General features: G+C 72.7%; 15 protein-coding genes. 6 read left to right on the forward strand and 9 right to left on the reverse strand.

Going from position 1 to position 15,488, the window contains the following annotated elements:
• Positions 1 to 79: 79 nt before the first annotated feature.
• The gene (locus ABZ833_RS11915) at positions 80 to 1,402 is read right to left on the reverse strand and encodes a histidine kinase (RefSeq protein WP_361044509.1); all 1,323 of its coding nucleotides are present in this window, start codon (positions 1,400 to 1,402) and stop codon (positions 80 to 82) included.
• A 159-nt stretch (positions 1,403 to 1,561) separates the two neighbouring features.
• Between ABZ833_RS11915 and ABZ833_RS11920 the strand changes: the two genes are divergently transcribed.
• Entirely contained in the window at positions 1,562 to 1,768 is a 207-nt protein-coding gene (locus ABZ833_RS11920) for a hypothetical protein (RefSeq protein WP_361044511.1), read from the forward strand.
• Positions 1,769 to 1,833: 65 nt separating this feature from the next.
• Here the strand turns inward: ABZ833_RS11920 and ABZ833_RS11925 are convergent, their stop codons facing one another.
• The 3 genes from ABZ833_RS11925 to ABZ833_RS11935 all read right to left on the reverse strand — a co-directional run bounded on the left by ABZ833_RS11925 (position 1,834) and on the right by ABZ833_RS11935 (position 3,689).
• Positions 1,834 to 2,253, reverse strand: coding sequence for a ribonuclease domain-containing protein (locus ABZ833_RS11925; protein WP_361044513.1), 420 nt, complete (start codon positions 2,251 to 2,253; stop codon positions 1,834 to 1,836).
• 92 nt (positions 2,254 to 2,345) lie between these two features.
• Positions 2,346 to 2,741 (reverse strand): hypothetical protein, encoded by a 396-nt coding sequence (locus ABZ833_RS11930; RefSeq protein WP_361044515.1) that lies wholly within the window; start codon positions 2,739 to 2,741, stop codon positions 2,346 to 2,348.
• A gap of 33 nt (positions 2,742 to 2,774) precedes the next feature.
• On the reverse strand, positions 2,775 to 3,689 hold the full coding sequence (locus tag ABZ833_RS11935) for a DMT family transporter (RefSeq protein WP_361044518.1): 915 nt from the start codon (positions 3,687 to 3,689) through the stop codon (positions 2,775 to 2,777).
• A gap of 269 nt (positions 3,690 to 3,958) precedes the next feature.
• On the opposite strand from ABZ833_RS11935, the gene ABZ833_RS11940 reads away from it, so the two are divergent.
• Positions 3,959 to 4,699, forward strand: coding sequence for an SDR family oxidoreductase (locus ABZ833_RS11940; protein WP_361044521.1), 741 nt, complete (start codon positions 3,959 to 3,961; stop codon positions 4,697 to 4,699).
• Between the two features lie 105 nt (positions 4,700 to 4,804).
• Here the strand turns inward: ABZ833_RS11940 and alc are convergent, their stop codons facing one another.
• Complete coding sequence (gene alc, locus ABZ833_RS11945) at positions 4,805 to 5,920, reverse strand: allantoicase (protein WP_361044523.1); 1,116 nt, start codon at positions 5,918 to 5,920, stop codon at positions 4,805 to 4,807.
• 5 nt (positions 5,921 to 5,925) lie between these two features.
• Complete coding sequence (allB, locus tag ABZ833_RS11950) at positions 5,926 to 7,260, reverse strand: allantoinase AllB (RefSeq protein WP_361044526.1); 1,335 nt, start codon at positions 7,258 to 7,260, stop codon at positions 5,926 to 5,928.
• 376 nt (positions 7,261 to 7,636) lie between these two features.
• Between allB and ABZ833_RS11955 the strand changes: the two genes are divergently transcribed.
• Positions 7,637 to 8,452 (forward strand): IclR family transcriptional regulator, encoded by an 816-nt coding sequence (locus ABZ833_RS11955; protein WP_361044528.1) that lies wholly within the window; start codon positions 7,637 to 7,639, stop codon positions 8,450 to 8,452.
• Positions 8,453 to 8,587: 135 nt separating this feature from the next.
• Here ABZ833_RS11955 and ABZ833_RS11960 read toward each other — a convergent pair whose 3' ends face one another.
• Entirely contained in the window at positions 8,588 to 9,232 is a 645-nt protein-coding gene (locus ABZ833_RS11960; protein ID WP_361044843.1) for a response regulator transcription factor, read from the reverse strand.
• Positions 9,233 to 9,240: 8 nt separating this feature from the next.
• A complete protein-coding gene (locus ABZ833_RS11965; protein WP_361044530.1) occupies positions 9,241 to 10,587 on the reverse strand; it encodes a sensor histidine kinase in 1,347 nt (448 codons plus the stop codon).
• 571 nt (positions 10,588 to 11,158) lie between these two features.
• On the opposite strand from ABZ833_RS11965, the gene ABZ833_RS11970 reads away from it, so the two are divergent.
• Positions 11,159 to 12,244, forward strand: a complete 1,086-nt coding sequence (locus tag ABZ833_RS11970) for an ABC transporter permease (protein WP_361044533.1) — start codon at positions 11,159 to 11,161, stop codon at positions 12,242 to 12,244.
• The gene (locus ABZ833_RS11975; protein WP_361044535.1) at positions 12,241 to 12,930 is read left to right on the forward strand and encodes an ABC transporter ATP-binding protein; all 690 of its coding nucleotides are present in this window, start codon (positions 12,241 to 12,243) and stop codon (positions 12,928 to 12,930) included. Before ABZ833_RS11970 ends, ABZ833_RS11975 begins: the two co-directional genes overlap by 4 nt.
• A gap of 407 nt (positions 12,931 to 13,337) precedes the next feature.
• On the opposite strand, the gene ABZ833_RS11980 is transcribed toward ABZ833_RS11975, so the two are convergent.
• On the reverse strand, positions 13,338 to 13,871 hold the full coding sequence (locus ABZ833_RS11980; protein ID WP_361044538.1) for a universal stress protein: 534 nt from the start codon (positions 13,869 to 13,871) through the stop codon (positions 13,338 to 13,340).
• Between the two features lie 120 nt (positions 13,872 to 13,991).
• On the opposite strand from ABZ833_RS11980, the gene ABZ833_RS11985 reads away from it, so the two are divergent.
• The gene (locus ABZ833_RS11985; RefSeq protein WP_361044540.1) at positions 13,992 to 15,458 is read left to right on the forward strand and encodes a PLP-dependent aminotransferase family protein; all 1,467 of its coding nucleotides are present in this window, start codon (positions 13,992 to 13,994) and stop codon (positions 15,456 to 15,458) included.
• The last annotated feature ends 30 nt before the right edge of the window (positions 15,459 to 15,488 follow it).

Genomic DNA, 15,488 nt, shown 5'->3' on the forward strand with positions numbered 1-15,488 from the left:
GGGGTTCGACCTGAAGGTGTTTGCCGGCGGCCACTTCTCTCTCAACTACGAGACGGCGGCCGTGGGCGCGCTCCTGCGTTCACAGCTCGTCGCCCCGGCCGGAGGGTGAGTCCCACGGCAGCCACGCGTCGACCCGGAAGCCGCCGTCCCCCGCGGCCCCGTGCTCGATGCGGCCGCCGGCCAGCGTGGCCCGCTCCGTGAGGCCGATCAGCCCCTGGCCGGAACCGGGGACGTTCGGCACGTCGCCGGGCGGCGGCGGGTTCCGTACCGACAGGGTGAGGCCTTCACCGGGCGCTCCGGACACCAGGACGGTCACCTCGGCGCCCGGGGCGTGCTTGCGGGCGTTGGTCAGGCCCTCCTGGGCGATGCGGTAGGCGGTGCGGCCGACGGCGGCGGGCACGGCCTCGGGGTCGGTGACGCGGTGGTCGAGTGCGACCTTCATGCCCGCGTCGCGGGACTCGGCGACCAGGGTCTCCAGGGCGGCGAGGGTCGGCTGCGGGCGGCCGGACGCCTCACCGTCGCCGTTGCCGCTGCCGCGCAGGACGCCGATCACCTCGCGCAGGTCCTGCAGCGCTTCGTGCGCGCTTTCCCGGATGACCCCGGCCGCGCGGACGACCTCCTCGCGGGGCGCGTCCGGGCGGAACTCCAGGGCGCCCGCGTGCACGCTGAGCAGGGTGAGGCGGTGGGCGAGCACGTCGTGCATCTCGCGCGCGATGGACTCGCGGGCCAGGCGCTGGGCCTGTTCGGCACGGAGCGCCGCCTCGTTCTCGGCGCGGATCGCGCGGTCGCGCAGGCTCAGCAGGAGCTGGCGGCGGGAGCGCACGAACATGCCCCAGCCGATGACGGAGGCGCTGAGCAGCCCGCCGAGGATGACGACGACGAGGTACGGCAGGTCGGCGTCGGGCCGCAGCCAGTAGATGAACGGCACCACGGCGATCGAGACCCCGCCGATCCAGCCGACGTACCGGAAGGGCCGGTGCACAGCGAGGGTGAACAGGGCCACCGCGGCCGCGCCGCCCGCGGTGTCCGAGAGCACGCTGACCGGCACCATGGCGATGGCAAGGGCGACCGGCCAGCGCCTGCGCAGCCAGACGGCGGCGCAGGCGAGCGCGCCGATCAGCTGGTCGGCCTCGGCGAAGCCGGGCGAGACGTGCGGGTTGTTGCCGACCGCGTCCGCGCCCACCATGCCGATGGCGACGGCGACGAAAAAGCAGGCGAAGTCGACCAGCCAGTCGCGCACGGTCCGCCGGGGCCTGCGCCTGCCCGTGCCCTTGCCCTTGCCCTTCGTCGTCGCGCGGTCCGGGTCGAACTCCGCGGCGACGGCCGAGGGCAGCGCCCAGGGGCGCCTGGCCAGGGGGGCCGAGGGCGCCGAGGGGACCGCCGGGGGCTCACTGCCGCTCATGGTCGACAAATCTACGCACTGTCGGGGGCATCGGGCGCCGTCCGGACGTGATCGTCTACCAAAGTCGCGCACGCGCAGACTTTCGGAGGGGGCCAGGAGGAAGAGGCCTCACCCCGTGGGCGATGTGCGTGGGGGGTCCACGGGGCGAGGCTCTTCGGTATGAAGCAGGTACTTGAGGTCTTCGGCGTCCTTCTCCTGATCCAGGGCGTGGCCGCCCTGGTGCACGAGCTGACCGGCCGGCTGCGCGGCTGGGGCGTCGTGCAGCGGATCGGGTTCCTCGACGGCTACGAGATCTACGCGGGCGTCACGCTGATCGTGCTCGCGCTCGCGCTGTTCGCCGTCGCGGAGAGCCGGAAGGCCCGCTAGCCCGCCAGCCCGCCAGCCCGCCAGCCCGCCGGCCCGCCGGCCCGTCGGCCCGCTGGGACCGTGTGTCAGCAGGCGTAGTCGACCAGGTCGAAGGACTCGTAGTGGTCGGCGGTGTAGTAGTCCTCCTGGTTCTTCTCACCGGTCACGATGCGGCGCGCACCGCGGTCGGGTGAGCCCGGCGTCACCACGGTGTACTCGTGGTAGTAGCCGGAGCCCTGCGAGGGCAGGATGCCTTCCCTGTTCTGGAAGACGGTGTCGTCCTGCGGATACGGGTAGGGGCCGCCCGCCTCGATCAGGTCCAGGGTGTCGTGCGCCTGGGAGGGCAGCGCGGAGTAGCAGATGTCGCCGACGGCGGTGATGGAGTACGCCGTCGACACGGGGGAATGGCTGTCCGGCGGCGCGCTCGCGGAGGCGGCGACGGGGCCGCCGATGAGCAGGGCGGCGGCGAGGGCAGTGACGCTCACGATTCGTGGGGGGATTCGCATGCGACCAGTGTGACGCGCGTAGAGGTTGTCGTGTCAACGTCAAGTGCAGTGAATTTTCCGGGAGTTAACCAAGCGCCACCGGTTGGCCGCCGTCAGTCCTTGTCGGCCGCGGCCTTCGCCGCGGCGATGCGGTGCTCCGCCATGTACTCGCGCATCCGCAGACTGGTGGACCCACTGGTGTAGAGCACCGCGCCGCCCACCGACAGCGGCACCGAGAGCCCCAGCCAGCCCAGCATCTCGGGCCACCTGCGCTCCGCACGGCAGTCGTCCCACGTGGCCTCGGCCCAGGTCGGGTCGTCACCCTCGTAGAACAGCATCGACTGGCACTTGCGGCTGTTGGAGTACGAGTCGTCCCCGTCGCTGAACGGCGCCATCAGCTGGTACGCGAGCACGATCCAGATGACGCACGCCGCGAGGAGCAGCGCGCCGCCCCAGACGCGGCGCTTCTGCGCGCCCGCGGCGAATTCCTGCTCGAAGTACTCGTTCATGGTCTCCCCCTGCTTGATCGACCACGGAAGGTATCACCGCACCCTGCGCCCCCAGCTGGTCCCCACCAGAACCAGCACACCTCCCACCAGACCCACCACACCCAGCCGTTCCCCGCCCAGCGCGATCCCCACCGCGGCAGCCCACAACGGCTCCGTGCCGAGCAGCAGGCTCACCCGCGAGGGAGACGTCCTGCGCACCGCCCACATCTGCACGAAGAACGCGAAGAGCGTGCAGAACACGGAGAGGAAGAGCAGTCCGGCCCACTCGCGCGCGCCGAAGCCCGCGGCGACGGACCAGGGCGACGCCCCCGTGCCCGCTGCGGCGAGCACCGCGAACACGGCCACGGCGGAGCCCAGTTGGACGGTGGTGAGCGAGAGCGCGTCAGCTTCCCCGGCGGCCCGGACGGCCTTGATCCGCGACATCGCCAGGACGTGCACGGTGCGCGCCAGCGCCGCAAGGAGGATCAGACCGTCACCCGTCGAGGGCCGCGTGAAGCCGCCGCCCTGGGTCAGCAGGACCACGCCGAGCACGGAGAGCCCGGCCGCCGCCAGGAAGGCGCGCGGCGGCCTCTTCCGCGTCACCGCGGCCTCGGCGAGCGGGGTGAAGATCATGGTGAGGCTGATGATGAGGCCCGCGTTGGTCGCCGAGGTGTGGACGACGCCGTACGTCTCCAGGAGGAAGATCCCGCTCAGGATCAGTCCGAGCGCTCCCGCCCCGCGCCACTGCGGCGCCGTCAGCGCGCGCAGGCCGCGCCATCCGGCCACCACGAGCGCGGGCAGCACGACGGCGAACCGAAGGACCAGGACGGCGACGACCGTGTGCGTCGTCGTGATGCCCTTCGCCGCCAGGTAACTGGCGCCCCAGACCACGGCGACGAGCAGGACGGGCAGATCGGTGAGCCAGGCGCGGCGCACTGCGGGCGCGGCGGGGGCGGCGAGCGTCGACACGGGGCGCGGTCTCCAACGGATGCGGCGGTGTGGAGACTTCGGCGGCTCTCACGTGGGTCGATCACCGTATCCGGCGGAGATCACGCCGGGAAGGGACGGCGGCGGCCGTCTCACCGTGCGGTCCGTGCGGTCCCGTGCAGCCCGTGCGGCGGCAGTGGCTTCGGTGTCCATTTCCCGCCAGCCACGGCACGCGCCGCCCGCTTTCATTGAACCCACAAGCACTTCTCACCGCATTGCGGAACATAACCACGCGAATGAGGTTCACGAACATGTCTTCTCTGACCGGCAGGACGGCTCTGGTGACCGGCGGCAGCCGCGGCATAGGCGCGGCGATCGCGCTGCGGCTCGCACAGAACGGTGCCGATGTGGCCATCACGTACGTCAACGGCGAGGCCGCCGCTCATGAGGTCGTCGCCAAGATCGAGTCGGCGGGCCGCCGCGGTTTCGCCATCAGGGCCGACGCGGCCGACCCCGGGGACGCGGCGGGCGCGGTGGAGCGCGCGGCGGACGACCTGGGCCGCCTGGACATCCTGGTGAACAACGCGGGCATCGGAGTCCTCGGCCCCATCGGGGACTTGGCGCTCTCGGACGTCGACCGGGTGCTCGCCGTCAACGTACGTTCGGTCTTCCTGGCCTCGCAGGCAGCGGCCGGGAGGCTGGCCGACGGGGGCCGCATCATCTCCACCGGATCGGGACTCGCGCGGTTCGCGGGTGGTCCCGGTGCGACGCTGTACGCGCTGAGCAAGGCGGCGCTCGTCGGCATGACGAAGCCGCTGGCCCGTGAGCTCGCGGGGCGGGGCATCACCGTGAACGTGGTGCACCCGGGCTCGATCGACACGGACATGAACCCGGCCGACGGGCCGTACGCCGAGCCCCAGAAGGCGGCGACGGCGCTCGCCCGATTCGGCTCGGCGGACGAGGTGGCCTCACTCGTCGCCTATCTCGCGGGAGACGACGCGGCGTTCATCACGGGCGCGGAGCTGGTGGTGGACGGCGGCTACGGGGCCTGATCGCTCCGCTTGCGGGGCGCGGTACCGCGCGCATGGTGATGGGGCGCACCGGGGCTGTCCACCCGGTGCGCCCCACGTTCTTCAGTGGGCTTCAGCGGCCGATGTTCAGCCGCCGAGCTCCTGGTGACGTGCCGTCAGACGGCTCGCGCCCGCCTCGGTGAGCGAACCGAAGAGGTGCAGGCGGGAGATGCCGCCGTCCGGGAAGATGTCGATGCGCACGTGCGTGCCGACGACCGGGGCGTCCAGGACGAAGCGGTGGTTGGTGTCGGGCTGCAGGCGGGTGCGGGGCAGCGCCTCGACCCACTCGCCACTCTCGCCGTCCCGTACCGAAAGCGCGGCCCAGCCCGCCGAGTTGCCCTTGAGGTACGCCGTGTCGATCTCGACGGCGCGGATCTCGGACTGGGCGACGAGCTGGTAGCGGATCCAGTCGTTGCCGTTGTCGCGACGGCGGCGAGTCTCCCAGCCGTCGTCCATCTTGCGGGAGCGGCCCGGCTGGATGGTGTTGGTGGCCGGGGAGTAGAAGCGGTCGGACGCGTCCTCGACCTGGCCGCCGTTCTCCAGGGCGAGCACGTCGAACGTGCCGAGCGTGGCGAGCCACTTGGGGTCGGCGACGACCTCGCCGTACACCCGCAGGCGCGCGATGCCGCCGTCCGGGTGCTGGTTGACGCGCAGGTGCGTGAAGCGCTGCTCGACGTCGACCGCGAAGCCGTTGGCCGCGTGGCCGCCGACTGCCGTGCGGGGCACGAGAGTCGTCCACTTCACATCGTCCGCGAGGAGCTCCTCGGGGGTCGGCGAGCCCTCGACGCTGGCGCCCTGGACCGAGACGGCCTGCGGGTAGTTGCCACGGAAGTGGGCGGTGTCGATGACGATGCCGCGGACGACGCCGGGGGCGCCGAGGCGTACGAGCGCCCAGTCGTGGTCGTCGGCGGTGGGCCACGGGTGCTCGCCCGAGACGCCACGGCGGCGGCGGGTCTCCCAGCCGTCCATGACCTTGCCCTTGTGCCCGAAGTGCTCCGGGTCGAAGACGGCGTCGTGCGCCAGGAGCAGATTCTCGCGCATCGCGAAGAACTCGTCGTTGGCGGCGATCACGCCCGCGCCGAGCTGCCGGTCCGCGAGGTTCGCGTACTGGGTGAAGGGGAAGTCGGCGGTGCGGTAGTCCGCGTACGGGTCGCCGCCGCCGTAGGGGCTCGCGTCGCCGGTGAAGCTCGGTATCGCCGTCACAGTGATCAGTTCTTCCTTTCCAGAAGTCGGCCTGCGGGTTCGCTGAACTCGCCGCCGTGCAGGATGCGTTCGCCGCGCAGCCAGGTGGACTTCACGACGCCGCTGAGGGTCTTGCCCGCGTACGCCGTGACTCGGTTCCGGTGCTGCAGCTCCGCGGGGTCCACGGTGAAGGTCTCGTCGGGCGCGAGGACCGCGAAGTCGGCGTCGCGGCCGGCCTCGATGGCGCCCTTCTGGTCGAGTCCGACCAGTTCGGAGGTGCGCGTCGACATCCAGCGCACCACGTCCTCGAGGCTGTGGCCGCGCTTGCGGGCCTCGGTCCAGATCGCGGGGAGGCTGAGCTGGAGCCCGGAGATGCCGCCCCACGCGGTCGCGAAGTCGTCGGTCTTGAGGTCTGCGGTGGACGGCGAGTGGTCCGTCACGATGCAGTCGATGGTGCCGTCGGCCAGCGCGTCCCAGAGCAGGTCCTGGTTGGCGGCCTCGCGGATGGGCGGGCAGCACTTGAACTCGCTCGCGCCGTCCGGGACTTCCTCGGCGGTGAGCGTGAGGTAGTGCGGGCAGGTCTCGACGGTGAGCTTGACGCCCTCGCGCTTGGCGGCGGCGATCAGGGGCAGCGCGTCCGACGACGACAGGTGCAGTACGTGGACACGGGCGCCGAGCCGCTTGGCGAGCCCGATGAGGCCCTCGATCGCGACGTCCTCGGAGACGCGCGGCCGGGTGTCCAGGTAGTCCGTGTACTTGGGGCCGCTCTTGTGCGGGGCGGCGTCCAGCTCGTGCGGGTCCTCGGCGTGCACGATGAGCAGTCCCCCGAAGCCCGCGATCTCCGCCATGGAGGTGGCGAGCCGGTCCTGGTCGAGGTGCGGGAACTCGTCGACGCCCGACGGCGAGAGGAAGCACTTGAAGCCGTAGACACCGGCGTCGTGCAGGGGCTTGAGGTCGCCGACGTTGTCGGGCAGGGCGCCGCCCCAGAAGCCGATGTCGATGTGCGCCTTGGTACGGGCGACGTCCTGCTTCGTCCGCAGGTTGTCGACCGTGGTGGTCGGCGGCAGGGAGTTGAGCGGCATGTCGACGAGGGTGGTGATGCCACCGGCGGCGGCGGCACGGGTGGCGGTCCAGAAGCCCTCCCACTCCGTGCGGCCCGGGTCGTTCACATGGACGTGCGTGTCGACGATCCCGGGCAGCAGGACGTCGTCACCGAGGTCCTCGATCCTGGCCCCGGCCGGTACGTCGGCGTCGTGCGCGAGCACGGCCGCGATCTTCCCCCCGGAGACCGTGACCGACGCGGCGCGGGTTCCCTGCGGGGTGATCACGCGGGTCGAGCGCAGCACCAGTTCTACGTCCACGTCCTCAACGCCCTCTCTTCGTTGTTGCCTTCTTGATTCGTTCTTTTCCGCTACACAGACCATTCGATTCCGCTAAACGGAATTCAACGTTCTGTTGAATGAGTCTTCACGGCCGACCCCGAACCGTCAAGAGGCCACCTGATGCACTCTGGACGTTTCCACAAAGTGGAATTAGAATTCCGCAGGCCAGAACGTAGCTATGCACAACCGGGCCGTCAAACGATCACCAGACGTGACGGCGGAGAAGCGGACAAAGGCTCCCCGACCGGTCCCCGACCACCCCTGACCGGCAAAGACGCCAGGGCCGGTCAGGGCCCCCGCGAGGAACCGCCCGGTAGGCTGCTGCCTTGCCCGTCAGCCCCGAAAGGACTGCGCCGTGCCGACGTCAAGCGCCAGCGACGCCTCCACCGAAGTCGCCGCCTCCAAGCCGCCCGCTGCCAGCGGTGGTGTCCAGTCCCTTGAGCGCGCCTTCGACCTCCTCGAACGGATGGCGGACGCCGGAGGCGAGGTCGGCCTGAGCGAGCTCTCCGCCAGCAGCGGCCTTCCGCTCCCCACGATCCACCGTCTGATGCGCACGCTGGTCGCCTGCGGCTACGTACGCCAGCAGCCCAACCGCCGCTACTCCCTGGGCCCGCGCCTGATCCGCCTCGGCGAATCGGCCTCGCGCCTCCTCGGCACCTGGGCGCGCCCCTACCTCGCGCGCCTGGTCGAGGAGACCGGCGAGACGGCGAACATGGCGCTGCTCGACGGCGACGAGATCGTGTACGTCGCGCAGGTGCCGTCCAAGCACTCCATGCGGATGTTCACCGAGGTGGGCCGCCGGGTCCTCCCGCACTCCACGGGCGTCGGCAAGGCACTCCTCGCCCACACGCCGCCGGAGGAAGTACGGGCCCTGCTCTCCCGCACCGGGATGCCCGCGGCCACGGAGAAGACGATCACCACGCCCGAGGGTTTCCTCGAAGCGCTGGAGGAGGTCCGCAAGGCGGGCTTCGCGGTCGACGACAACGAACAGGAGATCGGGGTGCGCTGCCTGGCGGTCTCGGTCCCGAACTCCCCCACGGCGGCGGCCATTTCGATCTCCGGCCCGGCGGGCCGCGTGACGGAGGCCGCGGTGGAGAAGATCGTTCCGGTGCTGCAGGAGGTGGCGGTGGAGTTGTCGGCCGCGCTGGCCAGTTCGGGGCCTGCGGCGTAACGGGCTCCCCCCTCTCAGCCACGGACGGGCTGAAGATCCCCGGTCGGGGGGATCTTCAGCCCGTCCGGCGTTCGAGAACGAACTCGGCGACGCTGGCGACGCCCGTGAAGCCGGTGAAGCCGGTGAAGCCGGTGATCAACGGTGCGTGCCGCCCCGGATCAGCCCACGCGCCGTGGCCACGGCCACCGCCGCCGTGCGCGAATCGACCCCCAGCTTCGCGTAGATGTGCACCAGATGGGACTTCACGGTGGCCTGGCTCAGGAAGAGCCGCTTGCTGACCTCCTGGTTGGAAAGACCCTCCCGCACCAGCCGCAGCACCTCCAACTCCCGCCCGGTCAAGGCCTCCCCGGGCGCCCGCATCCGGTCCATCAGCCGATGCGCGATCGCCGGCGCGAGCGCGGACTGCCCCGCGGCCGCGGTCCGCACCGCCGCGGCGAGCTCCTCCGGCGGCGCGTCCTTGAGGAGATAGCCCGCCGCGCCCGCCTCGACCGCGGCGAGGATGTCGGCGTCCGTGTCGTACGTCGTCAGGACGAGCACCCGCGGCGCCCCCGCCACGGCGGTGATCGCGGCCGTGGCCTGCGCCCCGTGCATCCCCGCCCCGAACTGAAGATCCATCAGGACGACGTCGAAGCCGCCGGTCGCGGCGAGTGACACCGCGGCCTCCGCCGTCGCCGCCTCGGCCACCACGGCGAAGTCGGGCTCGGTGTCGAGCACCGCACGCAGCCCGGCGCGCACGACCGGGTGGTCGTCGGCGAGGAGCAGCCGGATGGGCTCCGGCACTTCGGCGCTCACAACGCGGCCTCCGTCGGACCGGCTCCCGACGGAACAGTCCCTGCCGGAACACCTGCGGTCGGAACGGCTGCGGTCGGAACTCCTGCCCTCGGAACAGCTGCCGTCGGAAGCGGCAGCGTGACCGCGACGGCCGTCCCCTGCCCCGGCGCCGACTCCACGCTCAGCGTCCCGCCGAGCGACCGGGCCCGCGCCCGCATCGCGGGCAGCCCGAAGCCCCCGTCGTCGCCGCCCGCCCCGCTCCCCCGGGGCGCGGACGCCGGATCGAAGCCACGCCCGTCGTCGACGACGTCCAGGGACACCGACGTGTCCATGAAGCTGAGCGTGATCTCGGCGCGCCCCGCGCCCGCGTGCCGGACCGTGTTCGCGAGGGCGGACTGAGCGGTGCGGAGCAGCGCGACTTCGTACGGCGTCGGCAGCTCGGTGGGTGTGCCGCTCACCGTGAACTGGACGTGGACGTCCGAGCCGGGCGAGCCGGATGCGGCGGACGCGGACGCGGAGAGCCGCTCCAGCGCTCCGGCCAGCGAGCCGTGCTCCAGGTCCGGCGGGCTGAGGGCCCGCACGAAACGCCGTGCCTCCGCGAGGTTGTCCTGTGCGGCGGCACGAGCCTGCTCGATGTGCGGCGCGGCGGGCGATCCCACGGGCAGCGCGCGTTGCGCGGCGCGCAGCAGGAGCTGGATGGAGGAGAGCCCCTGCGCGAGCGTGTCGTGGATCTCGCGGGCGAGGCGCTCGCGCTCGGCGAGGGTGCCCGCGGTCCGCTCGGCGGCGGCGAGCTCGGCCCGGGTGGCCATGAGCTCGTCGATCAGCTGGCGGCGCCGCTCGCTCTCCCGGTACAGCGCCTCGTACCCAAGAACCGTGGCGATGGCCATGGCCGCGCCGAGCAGCGGCCCGATGAAGCTGCCGGGGGACATCGGAGAGCCGTGCAGCACGAAGCTGGCGATGGCGGCAGCGGCGGTCAGCCCGACCGCGGGCAGGGCCCAGCGCAAGGGCAGCAGATGCAGCTGCAGGAAGTAGAGGGGGAAGGCCGTCCACAGCCCGTCCGGCGACAGGACGAGCAGCGCCGCCCAGCACACGCCGAGCACCGCGAGCCACACGGCCGCCGCGCGCTGCGACCGCGCCACGGCCGGGCTGAGCGTGCCCGCCGCGTAGACGGCCCCCATGCCGAGCACGACTCCCACGACGGCACCGCCCTGGGCCGCCCCGTCGGCCACGGCCCGCACCAGGGCAAGCGCAAGCAGCCCGGCGAACAGCCCGTGCAGACAGAGGCGCAGGGCCAGAGCCACGGGGGTCCGGGAAGGGAGCCGGGAGGGGGGCAGGGAGGAGGGCAGGGAGTCGGCGGAGAGCATCGGGGCCTCGGTCGGGGGCGGGAGCGGGAGCGGGAGCGGGAGCGGGGACGAGGACGGGGACGGGGACGGGGCGGGGTCAGGAGCGGAGTCGCGGGCCCGACGCGACCCACGGGCCGGGGGCCGTCCCGCGGCTCCGACCGGGGCCGCACCGCGACGCCGACCCCGGCCCCGACCCCGGGCTGGGCCTCGGACCGCGCCGTCGGCCGGGACTCGGCCTGCGGCACAGGCCGGAGCACGGCCCGACACGGAGGACCGGCCCGGTGCCGGGAGGGAAGCCCGACCCGGTACGGGGACGGAAGCCCGACCCGGTACGGAGGCGGAGGACCGACCCGGTGCGGGGACGGAAGCCCGACCCCGTGCGAAGCCGGAGCCCGACCAGGTACGGAGGCGGGGCACCGACCCGGTGCGGGGGTGGAGGACCGGTGGAGGTGTTCATCGGACCCTCCAGCGTAGGCGCAGCCGCCCCGCCTTCCGTCAACCGAAAGGTTGATCGCGGGCTCCCCCCTTCGATTCGGGTGAAGCGTGCTGTGGCGCGATGCCCCGGCGGCGTGCGCGGAAGGAGGGTGGGGGCATGTTCGTCGCATGGAGAGACCTTCGGTTCGCCAAGGGGCGGTTCGCCCTGATGGGAGCCGTCGTCGTGCTCATCACTCTGCTCGTGGGGCTGCTTTCCGGGCTCACGGCCGGGCTCGCGAGGGAGAACACCTCAGCGATCACCGGCCTCCCCGCCGACCACCTCGCCTTCGCCGCGCCGCCGCCCGGCCAGTCCGTCTCCTTCACCAGCTCCCAGGTGGAACAGCGCGCCTGGGAGTCCTGGGCGCGACAGCCGGGCGTACGGTCCGCCGAGCCCATCGGCATCAGCACCCTCAACGCCACCGCGGGCGACCGCTCGGCCGCGGTGTCCGCCTTCGGGGTCGAACCGGACTCCGGGATCGCGCCGGAAGGCGTCGCACCGGGTGAGGCCGTGCTCTCCGAGAAGGCCGCTGCGGACCTGGGCCTCGGTGCCGGGGACACGGTGCGGCTCGGCGGCAGCGGGGTCGAGGAGCGTGTCGCGCGGGTCGCGTCGGACGCCTCGTACAGCCATACCCCTGTCGTGTGGACCGCGCTCGACGACTGGCAAGGGCTCGGCCACCGGGGTACGTCGATGGACGAGCAGGCCACGGTCATCGCGCTGCGGACCGGCGGCGGGTTCGATCTCGCCGCCGGGGACGATGCGGCGGGCACGGAGACGAAGTCTCTCGACGGCGCGCTGACGGCCATCGGCTCCTACCAGGCGGAGAACGGTTCGCTGCAGCTCATGCGCGGCTTCCTCTTCGTCATCTCCGCGCTCGTCATAGGAGCGTTCTTCACGGTGTGGACGATCCAACGCGCCGGTGACATCGCGGTGTTGAAGGCGCTGGGCGCGTCCACTCCTTACCTGCTCAGGGACGCGCTCGGCCAGGCCGTGCTGATGCTCGCCGCCGGGACGGCCCTGGGGACGGGGATCGCCGCGCTCGTCGGTTCCGCGATCAGCGGCGGCGACGTCCCCTTCGTCCTCGATCCGCCGACCGTGCTGTGGCCCGCCGCCGTGATGATCGCCCTCGGGGCGTTGGGCGCGGGCCTGTCCGTCCGGCGGATCACCGCCGTTGATCCGCTGACCGCGCTGGGGAGTGCCCGATGAGTCTGACCCTCGAAGACATCACGCTGACGTACGCGGACGGCGAGGGGCGGCTCACGGCGCTCGACGGGGTCGGGCTCGACGTCCCCGCAGGGACCCTGACGGCGGTCGTCGGCCCGTCCGGTTCCGGGAAGTCCAGCCTGCTGGCGGTGGCGGCGACGCTGGTCACCCCGGACCGGGGCCGGGTGGTGGTCGGGGGTACGGAGACGGGTGCGCTGTCGGCGGCCGAGCGGGCGGAGCTGCGGCGGCGGAGGATGGGGATCGTCTTCCAGCAGCCGAATCTGCTGGCGTCGCTGACCGCGCTCGAACAGGTGGAACTGATGGCGCGCATCGACGGGCGCGGACGCCGACGCTCCCGCGAGGTACGGGAGCGGGCGCGGGATCTCCTGGACACCGTGGGCCTTGCGGGGCTCGCACACAGGCGTCCGCATCAACTGTCGGGCGGCCAGCGCCAACGGGTCGGCATCGCAAGGGCGTTGATGAACGAACCGGCGGTACTCCTGGTGGATGAGCCGACCAGCGCGCTGGATCACGAGCGGGGCGCGGCGGTCCTTGAACTCCTCGGGCGGCTCACGCGGGAGTGGGGGACGGCAACGGTCCTGGTCACGCACGACCGGGAACGCTTGTCTCTCGCCGACCGGGTGGTGGAGTTGGTGGACGGGAGGGTGGGGGTCACGAGCGTCTCCTAGCCCGTCCGTCGGTTGAGGACGGACGGGGAGGACGGGACGGACGGGGAGGTGGGGGATTTCAGCCCGCCGGGCGCATGACGGCGAACGCGGCAAAGCGGGCAACCAGCCGCCGACCGGCAGGTGGAGCAGGGACGCCAGCCCGCCCGACGCATCACAACGAACCCACCACAGCAGGGCCCCCGCCGACCGAACAGGCTGAACAGAGACACCAGCCCGCCCGACACACCCCAACGAACCCACCACAGCAGGCGACCAGCCGCCGACCACGCAGGCGGCGTGGGGATTTCAGCCCGTCCGGCGTTTGAGGACGAACTCGGCGGAGCCGGTGATCATCGTCAGCCACGGCCCCACGGAGCAGAGACTTCAGCCCCTCCAGCGCCCGAGGACGAACCCCGCGGAGCCGGTGATCACCGCCAGCCACGGGCCCGTGGAGCCGGGAGTTCGGGAGAGGGTGGGCCGGGGGAGAAATCCTCCGGTCTGGCCTTCCGCAGCGCCCGCCGCATCCCCCGCGGCGCAACAGGCCCCGGCACCACCATGACCCGGCACCCCGCACGCCTCTGCGCGTGTCGGCTCACCCTCCCCCACCCCCACCCTTTCCGCGCGCCAAGGACGACAAGGTCCTCCTCCGCCGCCCCGACGAATTCGCACACCGCCCGCCCCGCAGCGCCCCGCACCACCCACCGCTCCACCACGACCCCCTCCGGCGCCCCGCCGAACACCTCCTCAAACGCCCGGTCGAGCCGCCCCCGGGCCTCCGCCTCCCAGTGCCGGGCCCACGCCCGGTCCGGACGCCGCGCGTACAGCCCCTCCCCCTCCGGCGGCTCCCACGCGATCACCGCGACCAGCACGCGCCCGGCCCTCCGCGCCTCCTCCACGCCCACCCGCAACGCCGCCAGACTCGCCAGCGACCCGCTCACCCCCACGACGACCCGCGCTCCCACGGCCGGCCCCTCTCCCTCGTGGCCCTCACGGACCTCGTCCCACCAGGCCAATCCAGCCCGCTCCCCCGGAGTCTGTACGCTGATTGGCCTGGCCAGCAGGGCCAATCAACGGGAGGTGGCATGGCAGACGTACGCGTGGTCCACGAAGTGGACCGGCGGCTCGGCAGCAGACAGCTGTCCCAGCTGGTGACCGGTACCGCCGGCGACCACCCCGGCTACCGCGCCCTCGCCCACGGCATCCGCACCCTCCTCCTGGACGGCCGCATCCCCTTGCATACCCGGCTCCCCGCGGAGCGCGAGCTCGCCACGGCACTCGGTGTCAGCCGGGCCACCGTCACCGCCGCGTACGACCTCCTGCGCGAGGGCGGCTTCGCCCGCAGCAGGCGTGGCGCCGGCACCTGGACCGAGCTGCCCGACGGGCGCCGCCCCTCCAGCGTGGCCGCGTTCCCCGCGGGCGACGGCATGCTCGACCTGGCGGTGGCCGCACCCGGCGCACCCGAGGCGGAGCTGACCGACGCGCTCGCCGCCGCGGCCGCCGCACTCCCCCGGCACGCCTCCACGCCCGGCTACCACCCTTACGGGCTACCGGAGTTGAGAGAGGCCGTCGCCGAGCGCTTCACGCGGCGAGGTCTGCCCACTCTCCCCGACCAGATTCTGATCACCACCGGCGCCCAGCACGCACTGTCCCTCACCCTCTCCCTGCTCGGCAGGCCCGGCGACCGCATCCTGGTCGAGAACCCCTCGTACCCGAACGCGCTCGACGCGATCCGCCGCGCAGGGCTGCGCCCCACACCCGTGCCGGTCACGGACACCGGCTGGGACACCGACCTCGTCGAGTCGACGCTCCGTCAGGCCGCCCCCCGCATGGCCTACTTGGTGCCCGACTTCCAGAACCCGACGGGCAGCCTGATGCCCAGGGAGCAGCGCGTACGCATCCTGGAGACCGCCCGCGCCACCGGCAGCTGGCTCGTGATCGACGAGACGATCGCCGACATCGCGCTGGACGGTCCTGCCCCCGCGCCCTTCGCCTCGCTCGCCCCGCACGGCGTGGGCGAACAGGTCGTCACCGTCGGGTCGTTGAGCAAGACGCACTGGGGCGGGCTGCGCATCGGCTGGGTGCGGGCGGGCTCACGGCTCATCACGGAGCTGGCGACCGCGCGCGTCCCCTCCGACATGTCGACCCCGGTGATCGAGCAGCTCGTCGCGCTGCATCTGATCGGCAGCATGGACGACGTACTGCGCGACCGGCTGCCGCGCCTGCGGGCCCAGCGGGACGCGCTCGGCGCCTCGCTCGCCCACCATCTCCCCGAGTGGCGCTGGCGGACGCCGCCGGGCGGCCTGTCGCTCTGGGTGGATCTGGGCCGGCCGGTCGCATCGGCCCTGGCCCGTGCGGTGCTCGCCCACGGCGTACGCATCGAGGGCGGCGCCCGCTTCGGCGCGGACCCCGGCACGCATGAGCACCGGCTGCGGATTCCCTACACGCTGCCCGCGGCATCGGGCGAGGAGGCCGTGCGACGCCTCGCCGCCGCGCTCGGCGGGGGCATGGGCCACGAAGCGACCGGGGGTCCCCGGCACTGGGTCGCCTGACGCGCGGCTCACGGCGCCCCGCATCAGCGG

Origin of the sequence: Streptomyces sp. NPDC047525 (genome assembly GCF_040643025.1) — a bacterium.
GTDB classification, from domain to species: domain Bacteria; phylum Actinomycetota; class Actinomycetes; order Streptomycetales; family Streptomycetaceae; genus Streptomyces; species Streptomyces durmitorensis.